General features: G+C 68.0%; 20 protein-coding genes. 2 read left to right on the top strand and 18 right to left on the bottom strand.

What is annotated here, in order from left to right; genetic code table 11:
* Positions 1 to 3: 3 nt before the first annotated feature.
* Positions 4 to 870, bottom strand: a complete 867-nt coding sequence (locus L1081_RS19505) for a dioxygenase family protein (protein ID WP_489413652.1) — start codon at positions 868 to 870, stop codon at positions 4 to 6.
* A gap of 148 nt (positions 871 to 1,018) precedes the next feature.
* Between L1081_RS19505 and L1081_RS19500 the strand changes: the two genes are divergently transcribed.
* Positions 1,019 to 2,050 carry a substrate-binding domain-containing protein gene (locus tag L1081_RS19500; protein WP_489413651.1) on the top strand — a complete coding sequence of 344 codons (1,032 nt, stop codon included), beginning with the start codon at positions 1,019 to 1,021 and terminating at the stop codon, positions 2,048 to 2,050.
* Here the strand turns inward: L1081_RS19500 and L1081_RS19495 are convergent, their stop codons facing one another.
* Together L1081_RS19495 and L1081_RS19490 are read right to left on the bottom strand one after the other, a co-directional pair.
* Positions 2,051 to 3,724 (bottom strand): hypothetical protein, encoded by a 1,674-nt coding sequence (locus tag L1081_RS19495; RefSeq protein ID WP_489413650.1) that lies wholly within the window; start codon positions 3,722 to 3,724, stop codon positions 2,051 to 2,053.
* 28 nt (positions 3,725 to 3,752) lie between these two features.
* On the bottom strand, positions 3,753 to 3,944 hold the full coding sequence (locus tag L1081_RS19490; protein ID WP_489413649.1) for a YjiS-like domain-containing protein: 192 nt from the start codon (positions 3,942 to 3,944) through the stop codon (positions 3,753 to 3,755).
* 90 nt (positions 3,945 to 4,034) lie between these two features.
* Here L1081_RS19490 and L1081_RS19485 point away from each other — a divergent pair, with 90 nt between their 5' ends.
* A complete protein-coding gene (locus L1081_RS19485; RefSeq protein WP_489413648.1) occupies positions 4,035 to 4,931 on the top strand; it encodes a LysR substrate-binding domain-containing protein in 897 nt (298 codons plus the stop codon).
* A 68-nt stretch (positions 4,932 to 4,999) separates the two neighbouring features.
* Here L1081_RS19485 and L1081_RS19480 read toward each other — a convergent pair whose 3' ends face one another.
* The 15 genes from L1081_RS19480 to L1081_RS19410 all read right to left on the bottom strand — a co-directional run bounded on the left by L1081_RS19480 (position 5,000) and on the right by L1081_RS19410 (position 20,265).
* Positions 5,000 to 5,647 carry an ANTAR domain-containing protein gene (locus L1081_RS19480; RefSeq protein ID WP_489413647.1) on the bottom strand — a complete coding sequence of 216 codons (648 nt, stop codon included), beginning with the start codon at positions 5,645 to 5,647 and terminating at the stop codon, positions 5,000 to 5,002.
* 1 nt (position 5,648) lies between these two features.
* On the bottom strand, positions 5,649 to 6,803 hold the full coding sequence (locus L1081_RS19475; protein WP_489413646.1) for a transporter substrate-binding protein: 1,155 nt from the start codon (positions 6,801 to 6,803) through the stop codon (positions 5,649 to 5,651).
* A gap of 36 nt (positions 6,804 to 6,839) precedes the next feature.
* Positions 6,840 to 8,507: a VWA domain-containing protein gene (locus L1081_RS19470; protein WP_489413645.1), complete on the bottom strand. Its 1,668-nt coding sequence runs from the start codon at positions 8,505 to 8,507 to the stop codon at positions 6,840 to 6,842.
* Positions 8,504 to 9,331 carry an AAA family ATPase gene (locus tag L1081_RS19465; protein ID WP_489413644.1) on the bottom strand — a complete coding sequence of 276 codons (828 nt, stop codon included), beginning with the start codon at positions 9,329 to 9,331 and terminating at the stop codon, positions 8,504 to 8,506. Before L1081_RS19465 ends, L1081_RS19470 begins: the two co-directional genes overlap by 4 nt.
* Positions 9,328 to 10,338, bottom strand: coding sequence for an alpha/beta fold hydrolase (locus L1081_RS19460; RefSeq protein WP_489413643.1), 1,011 nt, complete (start codon positions 10,336 to 10,338; stop codon positions 9,328 to 9,330). Before L1081_RS19460 ends, L1081_RS19465 begins: the two co-directional genes overlap by 4 nt.
* A 27-nt stretch (positions 10,339 to 10,365) precedes the next feature.
* A complete protein-coding gene (locus L1081_RS19455) occupies positions 10,366 to 11,679 on the bottom strand; it encodes a cytosine permease (protein WP_489413642.1) in 1,314 nt (437 codons plus the stop codon).
* 26 nt (positions 11,680 to 11,705) lie between these two features.
* Positions 11,706 to 12,743 (bottom strand): aliphatic amidase, encoded by a 1,038-nt coding sequence (locus tag L1081_RS19450; RefSeq protein WP_489413641.1) that lies wholly within the window; start codon positions 12,741 to 12,743, stop codon positions 11,706 to 11,708.
* 42 nt (positions 12,744 to 12,785) lie between these two features.
* Positions 12,786 to 13,475, bottom strand: coding sequence for an urea ABC transporter ATP-binding subunit UrtE (urtE, locus tag L1081_RS19445; RefSeq protein ID WP_489413640.1), 690 nt, complete (start codon positions 13,473 to 13,475; stop codon positions 12,786 to 12,788).
* A 15-nt stretch (positions 13,476 to 13,490) separates the two neighbouring features.
* The gene (gene urtD / locus L1081_RS19440) at positions 13,491 to 14,258 is read right to left on the bottom strand and encodes an urea ABC transporter ATP-binding protein UrtD (protein WP_489416817.1); all 768 of its coding nucleotides are present in this window, start codon (positions 14,256 to 14,258) and stop codon (positions 13,491 to 13,493) included.
* Positions 14,259 to 14,287: 29 nt separating this feature from the next.
* Entirely contained in the window at positions 14,288 to 15,340 is a 1,053-nt protein-coding gene (gene urtC, locus L1081_RS19435) for an urea ABC transporter permease subunit UrtC (protein ID WP_489413639.1), read from the bottom strand.
* A gap of 4 nt (positions 15,341 to 15,344) precedes the next feature.
* Entirely contained in the window at positions 15,345 to 16,247 is a 903-nt protein-coding gene (gene urtB / locus L1081_RS19430; protein WP_489413638.1) for an urea ABC transporter permease subunit UrtB, read from the bottom strand.
* Positions 16,248 to 16,252: 5 nt separating this feature from the next.
* Complete coding sequence (gene urtA, locus L1081_RS19425; protein ID WP_489413637.1) at positions 16,253 to 17,449, bottom strand: urea ABC transporter substrate-binding protein; 1,197 nt, start codon at positions 17,447 to 17,449, stop codon at positions 16,253 to 16,255.
* Between the two features lie 414 nt (positions 17,450 to 17,863).
* Positions 17,864 to 18,364: a hypothetical protein gene (locus L1081_RS19420; protein ID WP_489413636.1), complete on the bottom strand. Its 501-nt coding sequence runs from the start codon at positions 18,362 to 18,364 to the stop codon at positions 17,864 to 17,866.
* A gap of 66 nt (positions 18,365 to 18,430) precedes the next feature.
* Positions 18,431 to 19,369, bottom strand: a complete 939-nt coding sequence (locus L1081_RS19415) for a glutaminase (protein WP_489413635.1) — start codon at positions 19,367 to 19,369, stop codon at positions 18,431 to 18,433.
* A complete protein-coding gene (locus L1081_RS19410) occupies positions 19,366 to 20,265 on the bottom strand; it encodes an EamA family transporter (protein ID WP_489413634.1) in 900 nt (299 codons plus the stop codon). Before L1081_RS19410 ends, L1081_RS19415 begins: the two co-directional genes overlap by 4 nt.
* Positions 20,266 to 20,282 lie beyond the last annotated feature (17 nt).

The raw sequence follows: 20,282 nt of genomic DNA, 5'->3' as shown, positions 1-20,282 counted from the left end.
GGTTCAGGGGATGGGGGGACGCGGAAACTTCATCTCGCCCGGTTCGAGCTGGAAGTCATATTGCAGGGTGGCGCTCTGCCCGTCGGGTGCCAGCGCGAAGCAGCCGATCAGCCGCTGCGTCACGCCGAAGGTCGGGTCGCTCTCGAGGTTCTGGTCGTCATCGGCGAACACCTGCGTGACCAGCACCTTGTGGCCCGGCTTGCTCACCATGAAGTGCAGGTGCGCGGGCCGGTTGGGGTGGCGCTGCTGCGCGCGCAGCAGCACGCCGCAGGGCCCGTCGGTCGGCACCGGATAGCCGGCCGGCCGCACGCTGCGGAAATGGAAGCGCCCTTGCGCGTCGGTGGTGAAGCGGCCGCGCAGGTTCATGTCTTCCTGCGCCGGGTCCTGGTTCTCGTAAAGGCCGATGGGCGAGGCTTGCCACACGTCGACCGTGGCGCCTGCGATCGGCTCGCCCCGCGCATTGCGCACCGTGCCCGCCACCGCGAGCGGAAGGCCCGGCGTGCCCGAGCGCGCGATGCTGTCGCCCAGCGCGCAGGCCGGCGAATTCGCGCGCCAGAACGGGCCGAGCAGCGCGGCCGGCGATTCGCCGTGCGGGTCCTGGTTGTTCTGCAGCGCCACCACGGTGGAGATACCGAGGATGTCGGCCGCCAGCACCACCTCGTTCTTCTTCTCGCCCGTGGCCTGGCCGATGGCGACGATGAATTCGAGCGCCTGCTCGAACTCTTCCTCGGTCAGCTTCACCTCCTGGACGAAGGCATGGAGGTGGCGCGTGAGTGCGTTCATCACGGTGCGCAGCCGCGGGTCGGGCGTGCGCTCCATGGCTTCGAGTGCGAAGCCCAGCACCGAGTCAGGGGAAGTGGCGATGTTCATGGGAGTCTCGTCGGGGTTTCATGCAATCGTTTGCATGATCTTAGTCCAAACCGGCAGAAAGTAAAATGCCCCTGTTACCCGACCTGGGAATACCGGAAAGCCATTCTTGGCAGCCAGCCTAGTGACAATCGTTTGCATCAACCAGCCCATGAGTACCAGCTCGCCTTCTTCCCCCGTGACCATCCGCGACGTTGCCCACGCGGCCGGCGTGCATGTGTCGACCGTCTCGCGCGCACTCAGCCCCGAGAAGCGCTCGCTGATCAGCGACGAGGTGCTGCGCGTGGTGGAGGAGGCCGCGCAGCGCCTGGGCTACCGGCCCAACCGCGCGGCCTCGGCCCTGCGCACGGGCCGCACCCACACCATCGGCGTGCTGGTGCCCGACATCACCAACGCGGTGTTCCCGCCCATCCTGCAGGGCATCGAGGCCAGCGCGGCGGCGCGCGGGTACTTCGTGTTCGTCACCAACGTGGTCGACCCTGCGCTCGCGCGGCCGGTGCTCGAACGCATGCTGGCGCAGCGCGTCGACGGCGTGATCCTGGCCACCGCCACGCGCGACGATCCGCTGGTCGACTTCGTCGCCAAGGCCGGCATGACGGCGGTGCTGGTCAACCGCGCCGACGAGACCGGGCGCCTGCCGGCCGTGGTGAGCGACGACCGGCTTGCGATGAAGCTCGCGGTCGACCACCTCGTGGGCCTGGGCCACAAGCGCATCGCGCATCTCGCCGGGCCGCAGAACATTCCCACCGGCGTGGGCCGGCGCCTGGGCCTGGAGCAGGCGCTGCGCGACCACCGCATGAAGCCGCTGCGCGTGGTCGAGTGCGAGAGCTACAGCCGCGAGGCCGGCGCGGCCGCCATGCGGCAGATGCTGGAGGCCGGCCCGGCCCCGCAGGCCGTGGTGTGCTGCAACGACCTCGTGGCGCTGGGTGCCTACGACGCACTGCGCCAGGCCGGCCTGCGCGTGCCGAAGGACATCTCGGTCACCGGCCACAACGACATGCCGCTGGTCGACATGGTCGACCCGCCGCTCACCACCATCCGCCTGCCGCATCGCGAGCTCGGCTGGCGCGCGGCCGAGATGCTGTTCGAGGAGATCGACGGCCGCGCGATGTCGGCATCGACCGTGGTGCTGCGTCCCGAGCTCGTGGTGCGCAAGTCGACCGGCGCGCCGGCTGCGCGCTGATCAGCGGGGCAGGGTTTTCTTGCGCGCTGCCGGCCGCCGCGGCGGCTTGGCTTCGAGCACCAGCTCGGCCGGCAGCGTGTCGTTCCACGACTCGGTGAAGTAGGCGCGGTCGCTCGGCACCAGCTGCGGCAGGGCTTCGCGCAATGACGCCAGCGACTGTTCGGCCGCCTTCAGGTCGCCCGCGTGCGCCGCGTACCAGGCGTGCTCGAACAGCAGGCTGCAATGCTGCAGGCCGGGGTAGCGGCGCCGGCCGGCCTGGTGGTCGGCCAGCCGCGCCTGCGCCACCTCGACCCAGCGCGCGGGCCAGTGCGCGGCATCGAAGGCGTCCGCGAGCGGCCCGGCGAGCCGGGAGACCGCGGCCGGGTCCAGCGGCTTCTGCGCGCGGAACTGCGCGAGCGTGGGCTGCTCCTCAGGCCGGCAGTGGCCGCGCGCGATGCGCATCAGGTAGATCGCGTTCCAGGCCGAGCGGCCCTGGCCGTCGGTGTGGCCGCAGAGCCATTCGCTGAAGGCGATCCATTGCACGGCGCGGCGCGTGGTGTCGGCATGGCCGTCGTGCGCGAGCGCCGGCAGGTCGGACAGGCCCACGCGGTCGAACAGCCACGCGGCCATGCCCATGTTGGCGGCCACGTGCTGCGCGGCATCGAAGGAATGCGATTCGAAGGCGGCCGCCAGTGCCTCGCCGAAGCGCTGCAGCGATTCTTCGGCGAGCGCCGCGGCGGCTGGCTTGTCGTCGCCGGAAAGCCCCAGCGCGCGCGATCGGCACACCAGCGCCCAGAGGTTGCACCACTCGAAGCGCACGTCGGGGTGGTGCCGCAGCACCAGGCTGCGCGCCGCATCGTTCGCCATGCCGCCCAGCAGCGATTGCGCGAGCGGCAGGTCGCGCGCGGTGTAGGCGCACCAGGCCGAGACGATGCATTCCATCGCACCCAGGTAGTCGTTGCCCGCCACGTGGTGGGCCAGGCGCTGCTTCTTGAGCGCCTGCAGGCGGCGGCGCGCCTGCTCGTTGTCGCCGAGGCGGCGCCACAGCATCGCCTCGTTGAGCGTGACCAGCGCGCGCTGGAAATCGGTGGCCGCCAGCGTGCCGGCCAGGCGGATCGACTCCAGCGCACTGGCCGGCGACCCGGCCGCGCTGCCGCCCGCCACCGGCGCCATGAGCCGGCCTTGCCGCGCCGCCTGCTGCGAGGCCACCAGCTGCTTCCAGAACGCGGCGTCCTGCAGGTGCACGGCATCGGGCGGCAGCGAGCCGGGTTCTGCCGCACGGGCCCTGCGCGAGCGCAGCCCCAGGAAAGAAGCCACCTCGGCGGGCGTCGCGGCGCGGCCGCCCACCAGCATGCGCACGCGCTTCGCCTCGGCGGGCGGCAGCCAGAAAGGTCCCTGGCTGCGGCGCTCGGCATTCAGGAAGCGCGGCTCGCGCTGCGTGTCCTCGCCCCAGCCGACCTCGATGTGCCAGGCCCTGAAGTCTCGGAACGCGCGGCTCACGACCATGCGCAGCGTGCTCGCATCGGAGACTTCGCCGCGCAGGTCGGCCAGCCGCACGAGGCCGCCTTCGGCATCGTGCGCATGCTTCATGCGTGCGAGCAGCCAGAGCGACTGGAACGCCGCGCGCTGGCCGTTGACCGATTGCGGCGAGGTGAGTTCGATGGAAAGCGGGGTGGGGGCGGCGGTTTGGGGCACGCCCCGGATTGAACCTCAAATCCGGTGGTCAGCGATGCCGGTCGAGCAATCCGGCCACCTCGCTGCGGCCGATGCCCAGGTCGCACAGTTCATGATCGTTCATGCCGGCCAGGTGCCGCGCGTCCATGTGGGCGCGGCGGCGCTCCGCGGCGCGGCGGCGCCAGCTGCGCAGGGCATGCATCAGGCGTTGATGAAAGGTCGAGTGCGTCGGCGCTGTCACGATGGGTCTCCTTGTGGGGAGCGCTCATCTTGCGGCGGTGCGTGCTATTGTGAAAGTTGAGATTTCTGACACCTTCAATCAGTATTCCTGATGCGACAGCTCAACCTCGATCAACTTCGCACGCTCATCGCCATTGCCGATCTGGGCACGTTCTCGGCGGCGGCCAAGGCGCTGCATCTCGCGCAACCCACTGTGAGCCTGCACATCAGCGAACTCGAATCGCGGCTCGGCGCGTCGCTGGTGCTGCGCGGCGCGCGGCGGGTCACGCCGACCGCGGCAGGGGCCGTGCTGGTGGAGCGCGGCAGGCGCCTGCTGCGCGATGCCGACGACGCCATCGATGCGGTGCGGCGCCAGCACAAGGGACTGGCCGGCCAGGTGCGCATCGGCTGCAGCACCACCAGCGTGGTGGTCGACCTGCTGCCGCCGGTGTTCCATGCCCTGCTGGAGCGCTATCCCGACATCGTGCTGACGCCCAGTTTCATGGGCTCGGAGTATTCGGTCGCCGGCGTGCTGGCCGGCACCCTGGACCTGGCCATCATCGCGCTGCCCCAGCCCGCGATGCCGGGCCTGGCGCTGACACCCTGGCGCCAGCATTCGATGATGGCCTTCATCCCCGCGCGCTGGCAGGCGCCGCGGCGCATCACGCCGGCCTGGCTGGCGCAGCAGCCGCTGATCATGAACGAGCCGGGTTCGCGCATGTTCGCGCTGACCATGGAGTGGTTCGCGCACGCCGGCTTCGCACCCCGCGCGCGCATCGAGCACGACTACGACGTCGCGATGCGCGGCCTGGTGGCCGCCGGCTACGGCGTGGCGCTGCTGCCCGCACCCGACGGCGGGAAAGTCACCGACGCCGGCGAGCACGTGCAGACACGGCCGCTGAGCCCGAAACTCACGCGCCACCTGGCCATTGCGTACCGCGCGCAGGGCACGCTGGACGGTGCCACGCAGCGCGTGATCGAGACGCTGCTGGAGTTCGCCAGGGGCTGAGCACCGGGTCGCGCTCGGCGCCACGCAACACGTGCTGCTGGTGCTGGCGGCGGTTCGCCAACTCTGATTCAACCCTGGCCGGGCCTGCGCGTGCCGAGTGAAAGGATTTCGTTGGCGTTGACGATGGCTGCGGCGATCTCTTCCATGGTCGTGCGCTTGCTCATCGCCTGGTCGCGGATCAGGTCGTGCGCTTGCCCTTCGGAGACGCTGTGCGTCTTCATGAGGATGCTCTTGGCTTCGGCAAGCTGCCGCACGCCGAGCAGCTTGGCCTCGACCTTGCGAAGGCGCCGCGCGAGCGATCGGCTTTCCTTGTGCGCTTCGCGCGCCACGACCAAGGCGGAGAGCAACCCGAAGGAGCGCACCGGCGAGGGCAGCACCGCCTTGGCGCCGATCTCCAGCACGGCCTCGACGATGGTCGGATTCTCGTAGGTCACCACGGCGATGATGGCGGGCGCATCCTCGCTCTGGGTCCACTCGAAGCGCAGGTTGATGAAATCGGGCTGCACCGCCATGAAGGCCACGTCGATGCCCTCGGGCAACACCTGCACCGGCGGCCAGAAGGCCTGCACCTGGCAGCCGATGCGCTGCAGCTGCTGTGTGAGCTGGCGGCCGTCTGCATCGTCAGGGTGGATCACCGCGATCTTCAGCAGGCGCAGTTCTTTCAGCTGCGGCGGCGTCATCCGCAGGGTGTGTCGCTTGGGGGCGGCGCCGTCCATCCTAGAGCTCCAGCGTATCGAGCCTGGCCGTCCAGTCGCCCAGCGAGTGGGTGACCAGATAGGGATCGGGGTACACCGCGCGCGTCGCCTGCCGAACGATGGTGAACTGCCCGTGCGCATCGACCCGGCCGATGCGGGGGTATAGGCAGGTGTGATGGTTCGCCGGATCGATCTTCACGCGGCCCTGCGGCGCATCGAACTCGCTGCCCAGGATGTGCGGCAGGATCTCCGCAATGCCGTCGCTGCCCGATTGGCGGAACGCATTGGCGAAGATGTGCATCTGGAAATACGAGGCCTCCCAGCACAGGTTGGGCACGCAGCCGTCGCCGAAGCGTTCGCGCAGCCGCGCGAGGCAGCGCCGGTTGGCGGCCGAGTCGATCGACTGGAAATACGGCGCTGCGGTGAAGTGCCCCGTGGCCACGCCGGGCCCCATCTGCGAAATCTCGGCTTCCGACGTGGTGAGGCTCGAGATCGGCATCGTCTTCGGATCGAAGCCCGCTTCCGCATACGCGCGGTAGAGGCTCGCCGTGGAGTCGCCCACCACGGTCGAGAAGATGAAGTCGGGCTGCCTGTCGCGGATGTCGTCCATGATCGCGCGGTAGTCCTTTTCAGTGGCGTCCAGCGCTACGTAGCGCTCGCCCAGCTTCTCGCTGCCCGGTCGCTGCATCACCAGCTCGCCCATGATGCGGTTCGACTCGTAGGGATAGATGTAGTCGGAGCCGATCAGATACACGCGCGCGCCGAAGTTCGTGGTCATGAATTCGGCCAGCTGCACGCTGTTCTGGTTGGGCGCGGCTCCGGTGTAGATCACGTTGCCCGAGTACTCGAAGCCCTCGTAGAGCGTGGGGTAGAAGAGCAGCTTGTTCCATTTCTCGATCACCGGGATCACTGCCTTGCGGCTGCTGGACATGTAGCAGCCGAAGATCACGTTGACGCGGTCCTGCACGATCAGCTTCTCGGCCAGCTGGGCGTAGCGCGCGGGGTTGGATTGCGGGTCGTAGCGCACCGCCACGATCTCGCGGCCGTCGATGCCGCCGGCTTCGTTGATTTCCCCGATGGCGAGCAGCGCGCCCTGCAGCTGCGACAGCCCGATCGTCGAGGTGACGCCGGTTTCCGAGTAAAGGATGCCAACGCGAATGGGGTCCTTGTCAGCCACGGGGGTGTCTCCTGGGTGTGTGAACCATCATTCTCCTCAGTTTGCGGCGGCCAGCCGTGCGCTCATGCGCGCGAGCCGCGCGGGCAGGCTGCGTGCGTCGTCGGCGATGCAATAGTTGCGCCAGCCGAAGATCCGGCGCACGTAGGCGTCGGCTGCGCCATCGACCGCGATGCAGGCAGTGCGCACGCCGGCTTCGCGCGCTTCGGCGACGGCCATGCGGGCGTCTTCGATCAGGTAGCGGGGGTCGTGCACGTCGATGTCGGAAGGCGCGCCGTCGGTCACGAGCAATATCGCGCGCAGGCCTGAAGGCTCGGCGCGCAGGTGCGATGCGGCATGGCGCAGCGCGGCGCCGATGCGCGTGGAGTAGCGGCCGCGCACCGCGCCGATCATGGCGCGCGATGGTGCTTCGAGCGGCCTGCCGAAGTCCAGCAGGCGGTAGTAGTAGACCTCTGCGCGTGTATTGGACGAGAAGCCGTGGATGGCGAACCGGTCAGCGCCGCGTGCGTTCGAGCCGGCCAGCAGCAGCGCGGCTTGCTTTTCGATGTCGAGCAGCGAACGCGCACCGCCATGGCCGGGGTCGTTCGCCGATTCCGACAGGTCGAGCAGCACCAGCACGCTGCTCGGGCGCGGCGCCTTGCCGGGGCGCATGAAGAGGCGCGGATCGGGGCGCAGCCGCAGGCGACGGTCGACCAGCACCTCGATGGCGGCGTTCAGGTCGACGTCGTCGCCTTCCCATTGGCGGCGCAGGCGGTGGGTGCGGTCGAGCTGGCGGGCGCGGGGCAGCGCGAGCGGTGTCGGGCGCTCGGTGGTGTTGCTGGCGGCCGCTGGTTGTTCACGCGCTGGCAAGAGGCCCTGCCATGTTGGCACCTTCTCGATCACCGTGCACCAGTCGGGCCGCAGGCGTTCGAGCCTGTGGTCCCATTCGGGGTAGCTGTAGCGGCCCAGTTCCACTTCGGCGGCGCCTTCGGGCGACGGACCATCGCTTGGATTGGCAGCATCGGCATCCGTCGGCGGTGGCGGCCGGGCACCCGACTGCTGCAGCGCGATGGCTTCGTCGGGCGGCGTTTCGGTCTCGCCGAAATCCCACAAATAACTGTTGTCGTCGCGGTACGGTGCCGGCACTGCGTAGTGCTGCGGGTCGAAGCGCACGCGCATCTGGCCGAGATCGTTGGCCAGGATCGACGCGATCGTGCGGAAGGCGCCGTGGTCTTCCAGCCCCGCGGAGGCGGCGGTCTCGTCGAACAGGCGGCGCGCCTTGTTGACCCAGTGGTTGTCGTCCTGCCACGCGGGCAACATCAGCATGCGGTCCATGCGCGAGACGAGCGCCGCGAAGCCCAGGTCGAGCGGATCGGGTACCGGCGCGAGCGATCCGGCGAACCAGCCGTGCACCCCGGGGAAGTCGCGGCACAGCAGCCGCTCGACGCGTGCGTCCTCGATGGCGGAGACGATGGCGAGGCCCATCGGCTTGAGCGCGCGCGCGGGCCGGGAGGGCGGGGAGTGGCGCAGGTGCGCGACCGCATGGGCCACCATGGCGCAGCGCAGCCGCTCACCGTCGCTGCTGTCGTCGTCCTGCACAGGGAGCAGCAGCCGCTTGCCCACCAGCACCGCTCGCGTGCCTGCGCTGCCTTCGAGCGGCTGCACCTCGATGTCGACGCCCACCAGCCCGCGGGTGAGCAGGGCCAGTGCGGCGTAGCTGGCTTTCATCCGAACTGGGCTGCGACGAAGCCCTGCAGCGCGCTGGCCATGTCGGGGTCGTCGGTGAGGGCGCGCGTCATCGTCATCTCGCAGCTGTCGCGCGGCGACACGCCGTCGCGGATCAGCACGCCCGCGTAGATCAGCATGCGCGTCGACACGCCCTCGTCGAGCCCGCGGTGCTTGAGCTCGCGCGAGCAGCGCGCAATGGCCACCAGCTTCGCGGCCAGGTCGAGCCCGACCACGGCCTCGTGCGCGACGATTTCCGCTTCGAGGCCGCTGTCGGGATAGTCGAACTCCAGCGCCGCGAAACGCTGCCGTGTCGAGGGCTTCATGTCCTTCGCGCTGCTCTGGTAGCCGGGGTTGTACGACACCACCAGCTGGAAGTCGGGGTGCGCGCGCACCAGCTCGCCCTTCTTGTCGAGCGGAAGGATGCGGCGCGCGTCGGTCAGCGGATGGATCACCACGGTGGTGTCCTGCCGCGCCTCCACCACCTCGTCGAGATAGCAGATGCCGCCGTGGCGCACCGCCAGCGTCAGCGGGCCGTCGTGCCAGGCCGTGCCGCTTGCGTCGAGCAGGTAGCGGCCCACGAGGTCGGAGGCCGTCATGTCCTCGTTGCACGCCAGCGTGACCAGCGGCCGTCCGAGCGACCACGCCATGTGCTCCACGAAGCGGGTCTTGCCGCAGCCGGTCGGCCCCTTCAGGATCAGCGGCATGCGGTGGCGGTAGGCCTGTTCATAGAGTGCCACTTCGTTGCCCGCGGGCCGATAGAAGGGCTCGGTCTCGATGCGGTAGCTGGCGAGCGGATCGGTGGAACGGGGCAGGGCGGCGTTCATGGCGTGGCGAGCAGTTCCTTGAGGGCGGTGTCGATGAAGCGGGTGTCGGCCGGGCTGCTGCCGCCGCCGGCAAAGTGGCCCCACACGCCAGGGATCGGGCGGCACTCGGCGTTCGGCATGTGCGACACCTCCCATTCGTTGTCGGCCACGGGAAAGTACAGGTCGCGCTCGGCCGGCATCACGATGGCGCGCGCCTTGATGGCGCCCAGCGCCTTCTTGAAGTCGCCCTTGAACACCGGGTTGTCGCTGATGTCGCCGTTCTGCCACGACCACAGCATCGCGAGAAGGTTGTTGGCGTCCTTCTGCAGGAAGAAGCCTTCCCAGTAGCCGACCAGGAAATCTTCGAGCGAACTGAAGCCCAGCTCGCGCCACAACTCCTGCATGTAGAAGGGTTGCGACAGGCCCCAGCCCGCGTACACGCGGCCCACCGCGCGCAGTCCGCGCGTGGGCGGCGTGCTGTACCAGCCGCCGTTCCACGCCGCGTCGGCCGTGAGCGCGGCCTTCACGCCTTCGAGAAACACGATGTTGTGCGGTGCCGTCTTCGCCGAGCCGCAGAAGGGCGCAATGCGCTTCACCATCTCAGGGTACAGGCAGCCCCACTGGTTGGTCTGCTGCGCGCCCATCGACCATCCCACCACCAGCGCGATGCGCTGGATGCCGAATTTCTCGGTCACCAGCCGGTGCTGCAGCGTGACGTTGTCGTAGAGCGTGATGTCCGGAAAGCGCGACAGGTTGTACGGCTCGGGCGTGTTGCTGGGCGACGAAGAGAGGCCGTTGCCCAGCATGTTCGGCACGATGATGAAGTACTTCCCGGGGTCCAGCGCCATGCCCGGGCCGATCAGCCATTCGTTGTCATGGTGCTGGCCCGAGTACCAGGTCGGGTAGACGATCACGTTGCTCTTGTCGGCATTGAGCTTGCCGTAGGTCTTGTAGGCGAGCCTGGCGTTGCGCAGCGTCGCGCCGCGTTGCAGGGGTACATCGCCGAGGTCGAAGATTTCGTAGTCCATGGTCGTTGTCGCTTTCGAAAGAGGTGTTCAGTTCTTGATGGACGGCGCGGCCGCCGCCACCGGCGCGGCACTGCCGATGTGGAGCACGAAGTAGCAGACGCCTGCCGCGATGAAGGCCGCCACCGCCGTCGACAGCTGCGGCGCCATCGTCTCGGTGGCGTAGGCCACCAGCGAGCCCACGCCCCAGGCGATGAAGGCGCGCGGACGCCAGTCGGCACCGATGGCGGCGCCGGGCCGCACGAAGTAGAGGTCGGCGATCAGGATGGCGCCGATGGGCGGCACCAGGATGCCCAGCAGCGACAGCCACGGAATGAACAGCGCCCACACGTTGGCTGCGGCAACCGCGATGCCCAACGCGGCGAGCACCACGGCGAACACGCGCATGCGCCCGTTGCCGATGCGCGACCAGCCCACGGCCGAGTTGTAGAGGCAGTGCGCGCACACCGAACCCAGGTTGCACAGCAGGAACACGAAGGCCACCACGGCCAGCCAAGGCGCGTTCTGCGCGAGCAGGTAGCCGAACATGTTGTCCAGGCCGAAGGGCTGCGGTTGCGGCAGCGCCAGCGCGGCCGTCATGACACCGCCGACCAGCATCGCGACCAGGTTGGCCACGGGAAAGGCGCAGGCCGTGGCAATCAGCGAGCTCTTGCGGTCGGCGGCCCAGCGGTTGAAGTCGGCCGTGACCGTGCCCGCATCGATGAACAGCGCCACCACGATGGTCAGCCCGATGCCGAAGGACATGGGCAGCGCCGGCTGCGTGCCGGCGTACGACAGCACCTTGTCCCAGCCGGCGGCGCCGGCCGAGTGCAGCGCCACCCAGCCGCCCAGCACCACGAACAGCGGCACCGACACCATGCCGATCCAGTGCAGGCCGCGAATGCCGACGAAGGTGATGCCCAGGTACAGCGCGCCTGCCGCGATGGTCATCGTCAGGTAGTCGAACTGGAAGGCCGTGTGCATCAGGTTGCCCGTGATGCCGGTCTGCACCGCGTACCAGCCCAGCAGCAAGGTCGACAGCAGGCCCGAGGCGAACACGTAGCCCTTCCTGCCGAAGCTGGCGCTGGCCAGCAGCGCGAAGTTGTGGCCGCGCGCCGTGCCCAGTGCGCCGAGCGACCCCACGTACGCGAACATCAGCAGGTTGCCCACGATCATCGCGAGCAGCGCGGACTGGAAGCCCATGCCCGCCACCAGGATGGAGCCGGTCATGGCCCCCGTGATGATCATCGGGAACCCGAGCCACACCATCGAGACCGAGAAGGTGCTGCGCCGCTTCGAGAGCGGAACCGGGTCGTGTTCGTACTCGTCGCCGAGTACCTTGTCGTCGACATGCGTCTGGTTCATGGCGTACCTCTTTTTCTTGCGATCGTTCAGCGGTGCCGGGCCGGCTCGTTCGGAATGCCCTCGATCGGGCATTCGGGCGTGCCGACGGTGCTGCGCGTGAACGACTCCACCATCTCGCGGGTGCCCTCGGGGTCGTTGATCCACTGCGTGTAGAAGTTGTAGGGGCAGGCCGCAACGCCCTTGTCGCCGTCGCCCGAATTGATGGTGCCGGTGTAGCCGCGGTGCACGAGCTTGAAGAGGTGGTTCTGCGACTGGCCGTTCTTGCGCGCGTCGCGGATCAGGCCCATCGACAGCTCGGCGTAGTTGATGCCCATTTCCTCCTCGCCGCATTCGCCGAGCGTGCGGCCGTCGAAACCGATGAGTGCCGAGTGGCCGAAGTACGAGTACACGCCGTCGAAGCCGGCCGCGTTGGCCACCGCCACGTAGGTGTTGTTCATGAAGGCCATGGCCTTGGACACCAGGATCTGCTGCTCCTTGGCCGGGTACATGTAGCCCTGGCAGCGGATGATGAGTTCGGCGCCGCGCATCGCGCAGTCGCGCCAGATCTCGGGGTAGTTGCCGTCGTCGCAGATGATCAGGCTCATCTTCATGCCCTTGGGGCCTTCGCTCACGTAGGTGCAGTCGCCCGGATACCAGCCCTCGATCGGCACCCACGGCATGATCTTGCGGTACTTCTGGACGATCTCGCCCTGGTTGTTCATGAGGATCAGCGTGTTGTAGGGCGCCTTGTTCGGATGCTCTTCATGGCGCTCGCCGGTCAGCGAAAACACGCCCCACACGTTGGCGCGGCGGCAGGCGTCTGCGAAGATCGCGGTTTCCTCGCCCGGCACGGTGGCCGCTGTGTCGTACATCTCCTTCGCGTCGTACATGATCCCGTGGGTGGAATATTCGGGAAAGATCACCAGGTCCATGCCCGGCAGGCCCTTCTTCATGCCGACCAGCATCTCGCCGATCTTGCGGGCGTTGTCCAGCACCTCGGCCTTGGTGTGCAGGCGGGGCATCTTGTAGTTGACGACCGCGACGCCAACGCAATCGTTGCTGCTCGAAATATCACCATGTCTCATGACGCTGCTCCTGGAGGGGGTTGAGAAAAAAACGGGAAGGGCTCACACGGTCAGGAAAGACCTGACCTTGTCCTGGTCGAGGCTGGCGCGTGCTTCGTCGTGCACGAGGCGCCCGCGATCGATGACGAGAAAGCGGTCGGCCAGGTCGAGCGCGAAGCTCAGCACCTGCTCCGACACCACGATGGCGAAGCCACGCTCGGCGCGCAGCACGTTCAGCGTCTGCGCGATCTCCTTGATGACCGAAGGCTGGATGCCCTCGGTGGGTTCGTCCAGGATCAGCACCCTGGGCTCGGAGATGAGCGCGCGCGCAATCGCCAGCATCTGCTGCTGGCCGCCCGAGAGGTTGCCGGCGCGGCGCTGCTTCATGTCCTTCAATACGGGGAAGAACTTGTACAGGTAGCCGGGCACCGTGCGGTGGCCCGACTTCGCCGCGCCCGAGAGGATGTTCTGCTCCACCGTGAGCAACGGGAACATCATGCGACCTTGCGGCACGAAGGCCAGGCCCTGCGCCACGCGCTGGTAGCTCGGCAGCCTTGTGATGTCGGCGCCGCCGAGGCGGATGCTGCCGGCGCGCGCGGGCAGAAGGCCGATGAGCGACTTCAGCAGCGTGGTCTTGCCCATGCCGTTGCGGCCCATGATCGCGACCGCTTCATCGGCCGCGACGCGCAGCGACACATCGCGGATGACGTGCGACTCGCCGTAGGCCACGTTGAGTTCGGAGACTTCGAGCATTTTTTTGAATCTCCTTCAATGGCCGAGGTACACGTCGATCACGCGCGGGTCGGCCTGCACCTGGGCGGCCGTGCCTTCGCTCAGCAGCTTGCCCTGGTGCAGCACCGTGACGCGGTGCGCGATGCGCTTGACAAAGTCCATGTCGTGCTCGATCACGACCACCGACCTGCCCGTCGAGATGCGACGCAGCAGGTCGCCCGTCTGCTCGCGCTCGCGCGGGCTCATGCCGGCCACGGGCTCGTCGAGCAGCAGCAGCTCGGGCTCCTGCATCAGCAGCATCCCGATCTCCAGCCACTGCTTCTGCCCGTGGCTGAGCTGCCCGGCGCGATGCCCGAGCCGCTCGCTCAGGAAGACCTGCCCGGCCATCGCATCGATGCGCTCGCGCAGCGCGGGCGTGCGGCGGAATGTCAGCGACTGCAGCAGGCCGTGCATGCGCGGCAGCGAGATCTCGAAGTTCTCCAGCACCGTGAGGTCTTCGTAGACCGAAGGCGTCTGGAACTTGCGGCCTACGCCGGCGCGCACGATCTCGTATTCGTTCAGGCGGCGGAGGTCCTGGCCGTTGAACAGCACGCGGCCCGCGCTCGGCCGGGTCTTGCCGCAGATCATGTCGAGCAGCGTGGTCTTGCCCGCGCCGTTCGGGCCGATGATCACGCGCAGCTCGTTGCGCTCGACGACAAGGCTCAGGCCGTCCACCGCCTTGAAGCCATCGAAGGACACCGTGAGGTCTTCGACGCGCAGGATCTGCTCGTTCGAGTGCGAGAACGCAGCGGCCGCTTGCGGCATGCCGCCGTTGGGCATCGTCATCGTGGCATTCATGGCGTCGCCTCCGCGCCGCGGCGGCGCAGCAGCTTCCCGCCCAGGCCCGCGAGCCCGTTCGGCATTACCCAGACCACGAGGATGAACACCGCACCCAGGAAGTACAGCCAGCCCTCGGGGAAGGTCTCCGACAGGTACGACCTGAGAAAGCCGATCAGCAGCGCACCGATCACCGCGCCCGGGATCGACAGCCGCCCGCCGACTGCCGCATAGATCACCATCTCCACCGAGGCGACCACGCCGATCACGCCTGGCGCGATCAGCCCCACCTGCAGGCTGTAGAACGCGCCGCCGATGGACGACAGCACCGCTGCCACCGCGAACACGAAGGCCTTCATGTGCGCCGTGTTGTAGCCGCTGAAGCGCACGCGGTCCTCGCGGTCGCGGATGGCGATGAGGATCTTGCCGAAGCGGCTGCGCACGATCACGAGCGACACCGCCATCGCGAGCGTGATGGCCAGCACCTCGACGAAGTACATGACGCGCTTGGCCTCGTCGCCCGCAATGTCCCAGCCCAGCAGCGTGCGGAAATCGGTGATGCCGTTGGCACCGCCAGTGTCCCCCTGCTGGCCGACCACCACCACGGTGAGCGTGAGCGCCAGCGAGAGCGTGACGATCGCGAAGTACACGCCGCTCACGCGCCGCTTGAAGATCGCGTAGGAGAACAGGTACGCGAGTACTGCCGGGATGACGAGGATGCCGGTGACGGTCCAGCCCAGCGAGTGGAACGGCTGCCACCACGCCGGCAGCTGCTCGACGCTGCTCCACACCATGAAGTCCGGCAGCTCGGGCGCCGAGGCTTCGAGCTTCAGGAACATCGCCATCATGTAGCCGCCCAGGCCGAAGAACATGCCCTGGCCCAGGCTCAGCACACCGCCGTAGCCCCAGGTGAGCACCACGCCGACCGCGACGAACGCGAAGGCGAGGTACTTGCTCACCAGGTTCAGGCGGAACGGATCGAGCGTGAGCGGCAGCATCACGGCCAGGAGCAGCAGCACGGCCGCCATGCCGGCGAGGTCGCTCTTGCGTTGGAAAGAAAGCTTGAACATGCCTTCAGCTCCTCGACCGCGTGGCGAACAGCCCGTTGGGCCGGAAGTACAGCACCGCGATCACCAGCAGCAGGATCGTGGCCTTGGCCATCGAGCCACTCATCAGGTACTCGAGCCAGGTCTGCGACTGCGCGATGGCGAAACCCGATAGCGCCGTGCCCACCAGGCTCTGCACGCCGCCGAACACCACCACGATGAACGAGTCGACGATGTAGAGCTGGCCGGTGCCGGGGTTGGTCGAGCCGATCATGGTGAACACCGCGCCGGCGATGCCCGCGAGCCCCGAGCCCAGCGCGAAAGTCATCGCGTCGACGCGGTGCGTGTCGATGCCCGCCGCGCCGGCAATGGCGCGGTTCTGCGTCACTGCGCGCACCTTCAGCCCCCACGAGGTGCGGTAGAGCAGCAGGTACACGCCGACGGCGACGATGGCCGTCAGCCCCACGATGAAGATGCGCGTGAGCGGCAGCTGGATGCCCGCCGTCGGCTCCCACGCCCCCGCGAGCCAGGAGGCCAGCGGAACGCTCACTTCCTGCGCGCCGAAGATGGAGCGGTAGGCCTGCTGCAGGATGAGGCTCAGGCCCCAGGTCGCCAGCAGCGTGTCCAGCGGCCGGTCGTAGAAGAAGCGGATGAAGCCCCGCTCCAGCAGGTAGCCGAACGCGAAGGTCACGGCGAACGCGAACGGGATCGCTGCGAACAGGTACAGGTCCGTCCAGCCGGGCGCGAAGTGCGCGAAGAAGCGCGCCGCCAGGTAGGTCATGTAGGCGCCCAGCGCCATCAGCTCGCCGTGCGCCATGTTGATGACGCCCATCAGGCCGAACACGATGGCCAGCCCGATGGCCATCAGGAGCAGGATGGTGAACAGGCTCACGCCGTTGAACACCTGCATCACCGCGATGTCGAAGTTCATCGGGGTCAGACCTTCGGGAAGGGGTTGGGCTCGACCGGCTGCGGCGATTCCCACACGATGTCGAACTGGCCGTCGGGCCGTGCGCGGCCCACGCGCACCTTCTTCCATACATGGTGGTTGGCGGCGTGCACGCGCACCGTGCCTTCGGGTGCCTCGATCTCCACGCCCGCCGCGGCGGCCGTGACCTTGTCGACGTCGAAGGACTTGGCCTTCTCGACCGCCAGCTTCCAGAGGTACACGCAGTTGTAGGCCACTTCCATCGGGTCGCCGATCACGCGGTCCTGCCCATACTTTGCCTTGAAGGCCTTCACGAATTTCTCGTTGGCCGGCGACTTGATGCTCTGGAAGTAGCCCATGCAGGCGTAGTAGCCCGCGGCGTTGTCCTTGCCGATGCCGTCGATCTCGTTCTCGGATACCACGGTCGACAGCAGCACCTGCTTGCTGCCGTCGAGGCCGGCCGCGCGCAGCTGCTTGTAGAAAGCCACGTTGGAGCCGCCCACCACCGTGCTGTAGATGCAGTCGGGCTTGGCGGCCTTGATCTTGTTGATGATCGACGAGAACTCGGTGTGGCCCAGCGGCGCATATTCTTCGCCGAGCACCTTGCCGCCGGCCTTGGCAATGGCGGGCTTGGCGATCTTGTTGCAGGTGCGCGGGTAGATGTAGTCGGAGCCCACGAGGAAGAAGCTCTTGCCCTTCTCGCGCGTCATCCATTCGACCGCCGCGATGACCGACTGCGTGGCCTCCTGCGAGGGGTAGAACACGCGCTTGTCCTGCTCCTGGCCCTCGTAGTAGGTCGGGTAGAAGAGGAGGCCCTTGGCCTGGTTGAGCACCGGCAGCAGCGCCTTGCGCGAGGCCGAGGTGTAGCAGCCGATGATGGCGGCGACCTTGTCGCGCTCCAGCAGCTTGCGCGCCTTCTCGGCGAAGACCGGGTTCTCGCTCGCGCCGTCTTCCACCACGGCCTCGATCTTCCTGCCCAGCACGCCGCCGGCGGCATTGATCTCCTCGATGGCGAGCTTCTCGGCATCGACCAGCGAGGCCTCGGCGATGGCGATGGTGCCCGACAGCGAGTGCAGGAGGCCGAGCTTCACCGTGGTGCCTTCCTGTGCGGCGGCAAGGCCGGCCAGGCCGCCTGCGGCGCCCAGCGCGATCATCGAGCCGCCGGTCTTCACGAGCTGGCGGCGGTTGAGGGAAACGTTCGTCATGTCAAATTCCTTTGCTTTGGTCTTGTGCGAGTCATCAGGAACATCCGACCTTCGGCCGCCGTGCGTTGGGTGTCTCCTCCCGCGGCGCGGCGCCTGCAAACGGGCGCCTGTTTCCAGCGCCTTGTTTTCTCCGGGCAAAGCTGCGCCACCGGATGGCGCGCATCCGTTTTGAAAAGGCTTCTTTGCGACCGAAAAACAAAAAAGCCCGAACCGGTGTTGAAACCGATTCGGGCTCTATTGCCCGACCCCTCGCTGGCAGCACTGGCAGCGGGCGTCGTATGAATGAAGGACTGGCAACGATTGCTCGTTGGGGCGGATTCTTCTCAACTCACCCCTGGGTGAACATACGTTCTTTCGCTGATTGGCGAATGCGCGCGACGTGTGGTATTCGCGCGTGCACCGCCGCGTCGGCGCTCAGCGCGGGCGCGCGAAGTCCGCTTCGATCCAGGTGATGGCGCTGGCGGATGTGAGCTTGAACGCAGGCGAGACATTGACGCTCGCGAGCTCGCTGTCGTCTTCGTCGTCGTGCGCGCTCAGCGTCGCCGAAGGGCTGTCCTCGTCGGGCACGATCGCGAGCGACACGCGAATGCGCCGGCCGTCGCGCGCCGTGACGGTCACGCTCTTGTTGAGCGTTGCGTGCAGCTGCTGCTCGTGGCGGCGGATCACCTCGGCGGCGGTCTTCACCAGCGTGGAGAAGGCGGGTCCGTCGAGCGGCTTCGGGTTCTTCTTGTCGCGGCCCATGGTCCAGGGGCCGACCAACGCCGGCTCGGGGTCGCCGTGGCGCGTCATCTCGACGGCCCAGCCGTCGTCTTCCTCGTTCTTGATGACGCGGGCGGTCCATTGGCCGTCGCGCCAGAGGCGGGGTTCGTGCAGGGGGAGGGTGTCGGAGTCGGTGGAGTCTGAGGCTTCGGTCATTCGGATGCTCGGGTTCGTGCGTGGCCCATTTTCGCCCGGACCTGCACCCCGAGCCGCACGCGCCGCTCAGAAGACCGACAGCCCGGTCCGCGCCACGAACAGTTCGAGCGCCTTCATCCCGAGCAGCGAGTTGCCCGTGGCATCCAGCGCGGGCGACCACACGCACAGCGTGAGCCGGTCGGGCACCACGGCCACGATGCCGCCGCCCACGCCGCTCTTGCAGGGCAGGCCGATCGAGAACGCCACGTCGCCCGCGGCGTCGTAGGTTCCGCAGGTGAGCATCAGCGCGTTGATGCGGCGCGTCTGCCGCTCGCCGGTCACCTCGGCCTGGCCGTCGATCGGATGCGCGCCGTCGCGGCACAGGAAGGCCGCCGCGCGCGCCAGCTGGCGGCAGCTCATGCGCAGCGCGCACTGGTGAAAGTAGGTGTCGAGCACCACCGCCACGTCGTTGTCGATCTTGCCGAAGCTCTTCATGAAGTTGGCGAGCGCGATGTTGCGAAAGCCGGTCGCGGCTTCGGAGCGTGCCACTTCGTCGTCGAACGCGATCGGTTCGCCGCACAGGCTCCCCATCAGCGCCAGGATGTCGGCCTTGGCGCTGCCGCCGGCCTGCAGCGCCTGGCTCACGAGGCGGTCGGCCACGGCAATGGCTCCGGCATTGATGAACGGATTGCGCGGCTTGCCCTGCTCGTTCTCCAGCTGCACCAGCGAGTTGAACGGGTTGCCCGAAGGCTCGCGGCCGATGCGCTCCCACAGCGCGTCGCCCATGCGCTGCATGGCCAGCGTCAGCGTGAAGAGCTTGGACACGCTCTGGATCGAGAACGGCGTTTCGGCGTCGCCCGCGAAGGCCTCGGTGCCGTCGCAGGTGCGCAGCGCAATGCCGAGCTGGCGCGCATCGATGCAGGCCAACGCCGGGATGTAGCTGGCCACCGTGCCGGCGGTGCCCAGCAGCGGCCGCAGGGTGGCGACGATGTCGTCGAGCACCGGCTGGAAGTCCGTGTCTTTCATGCCCGCGCCTTTCGCCGGTTGACCATCACGATGCCCAGGCCCACGCCCGCCAGCGCCAGCATCAGCTGCAGCGTGAGCGGTTCGCCGAGCAGCACCACGCCGAACACCAGCGCGAACAGCGGCGTCAGAAAGCTGAACGACGACATCTGCGTGGCGGGGTAGTGCCGCAGCAGCCACATCCAGGTGAGATAGCTCGCGAAGGCGCCGATCACGGTCTGCAGTCCGATCGAGGTCCACGCCCAGGCCGAATACGAGAAGCCCCAGCTTTCGCCGAGCGCCAGCGACAGCAGCGGGCACACGGCCGCGGTCACCGCGACCTGGTAGAACAGGGCCTTCTCGGCGCTCGCGGTGGCGAGCCGCGTGGTGCGCAGCGCCAGTGTGGTCAGGCCCCAGAGCATGCCGCCGACGATCGCCATCGCGTCGCCGAGCAGCTGGCCCGAGCCCGAATGTCCGAAGCCTTCGCTGAACGCGAACAGCACAGCCGCGAAGGCGATGCCCAGGCCCAGCCACTGCAGGCCGCGCAGGCGCTCGGCAGGCACCCAGCGCGGCAGCAGCAGCGAGACCCAGAACGGCGCGGTGTAGAGAAACACCGTGAGCCTGGAGGCCGAGGTGTGCTGCAGCCCCAGGTAGATGCAGGCGAATTCGCCCGCGAACAGCAAGCCCACGAGCAGCCCGCCCGGCAGCGTGCCGTCGCGCTCGAAAAGCGGCACGCGGCGCCACAGGCACCAGAGCCACAGCAGCACCACGGCGCCCACCATGCGCACCGAGGCCTGCCAGAGCGGCGGCACTTCGGCGACGGTGGTCTTGATGAGGATCTGCTGCAGCCCCCAGAACGCGCAGCATGCGATCAGAAGGCCGATGGCGAGGGAGTCGAGGTGGGTCTTGCGCTGGATCATTCGTCGCGTTGTTGTTG

It is taken from the genome of Variovorax sp. MSC1_012, from assembly GCF_023667525.1.
Lineage (GTDB): Bacteria > Pseudomonadota > Gammaproteobacteria > Burkholderiales > Burkholderiaceae_C > Variovorax > Variovorax beijingensis_B.
Note: the sequence above shows the minus strand (reverse complement) of the source record. Positions and strands in the feature narration are given on the sequence as shown.

Bases quoted from the DNA above. Each gene is read 5' to 3' on its own strand.
- L1081_RS19505 (WP_489413652.1), bottom strand. From the start codon at position 870: ATGAACATCGCCACTTCCCCTGACTCGGTGCTGGGCTTCGCACTCGAA.
- L1081_RS19500 (WP_489413651.1), top strand. From the start codon at position 1,019: ATGAGTACCAGCTCGCCTTCTTCCCCCGTGACCATCCGCGACGTTGCC.
- L1081_RS19485 (WP_489413648.1), top strand. From the start codon at position 4,035: ATGCGACAGCTCAACCTCGATCAACTTCGCACGCTCATCGCCATTGCC.
- L1081_RS19480 (WP_489413647.1), bottom strand. From the start codon at position 5,647: ATGGACGGCGCCGCCCCCAAGCGACACACCCTGCGGATGACGCCGCCG.
- L1081_RS19470 (WP_489413645.1), bottom strand. From the start codon at position 8,507: ATGAAAGCCAGCTACGCCGCACTGGCCCTGCTCACCCGCGGGCTGGTG.
- L1081_RS19465 (WP_489413644.1), bottom strand. From the start codon at position 9,331: ATGAACGCCGCCCTGCCCCGTTCCACCGATCCGCTCGCCAGCTACCGC.
- L1081_RS19460 (WP_489413643.1), bottom strand. From the start codon at position 10,338: ATGGACTACGAAATCTTCGACCTCGGCGATGTACCCCTGCAACGCGGC.
- L1081_RS19455 (WP_489413642.1), bottom strand. From the start codon at position 11,679: ATGAACCAGACGCATGTCGACGACAAGGTACTCGGCGACGAGTACGAA.
- L1081_RS19450 (WP_489413641.1), bottom strand. From the start codon at position 12,743: ATGAGACATGGTGATATTTCGAGCAGCAACGATTGCGTTGGCGTCGCG.
- urtE (WP_489413640.1), bottom strand. From the start codon at position 13,475: ATGCTCGAAGTCTCCGAACTCAACGTGGCCTACGGCGAGTCGCACGTC.
- urtD (WP_489416817.1), bottom strand. From the start codon at position 14,258: ATGCCGCAAGCGGCCGCTGCGTTCTCGCACTCGAACGAGCAGATCCTG.
- urtC (WP_489413639.1), bottom strand. From the start codon at position 15,340: ATGTTCAAGCTTTCTTTCCAACGCAAGAGCGACCTCGCCGGCATGGCG.
- urtB (WP_489413638.1), bottom strand. From the start codon at position 16,247: ATGAACTTCGACATCGCGGTGATGCAGGTGTTCAACGGCGTGAGCCTG.
- urtA (WP_489413637.1), bottom strand. From the start codon at position 17,449: ATGACGAACGTTTCCCTCAACCGCCGCCAGCTCGTGAAGACCGGCGGC.
- L1081_RS19420 (WP_489413636.1), bottom strand. From the start codon at position 18,364: ATGACCGAAGCCTCAGACTCCACCGACTCCGACACCCTCCCCCTGCAC.
- L1081_RS19415 (WP_489413635.1), bottom strand. From the start codon at position 19,369: ATGAAAGACACGGACTTCCAGCCGGTGCTCGACGACATCGTCGCCACC.
- L1081_RS19410 (WP_489413634.1), bottom strand. From the start codon at position 20,265: ATGATCCAGCGCAAGACCCACCTCGACTCCCTCGCCATCGGCCTTCTG.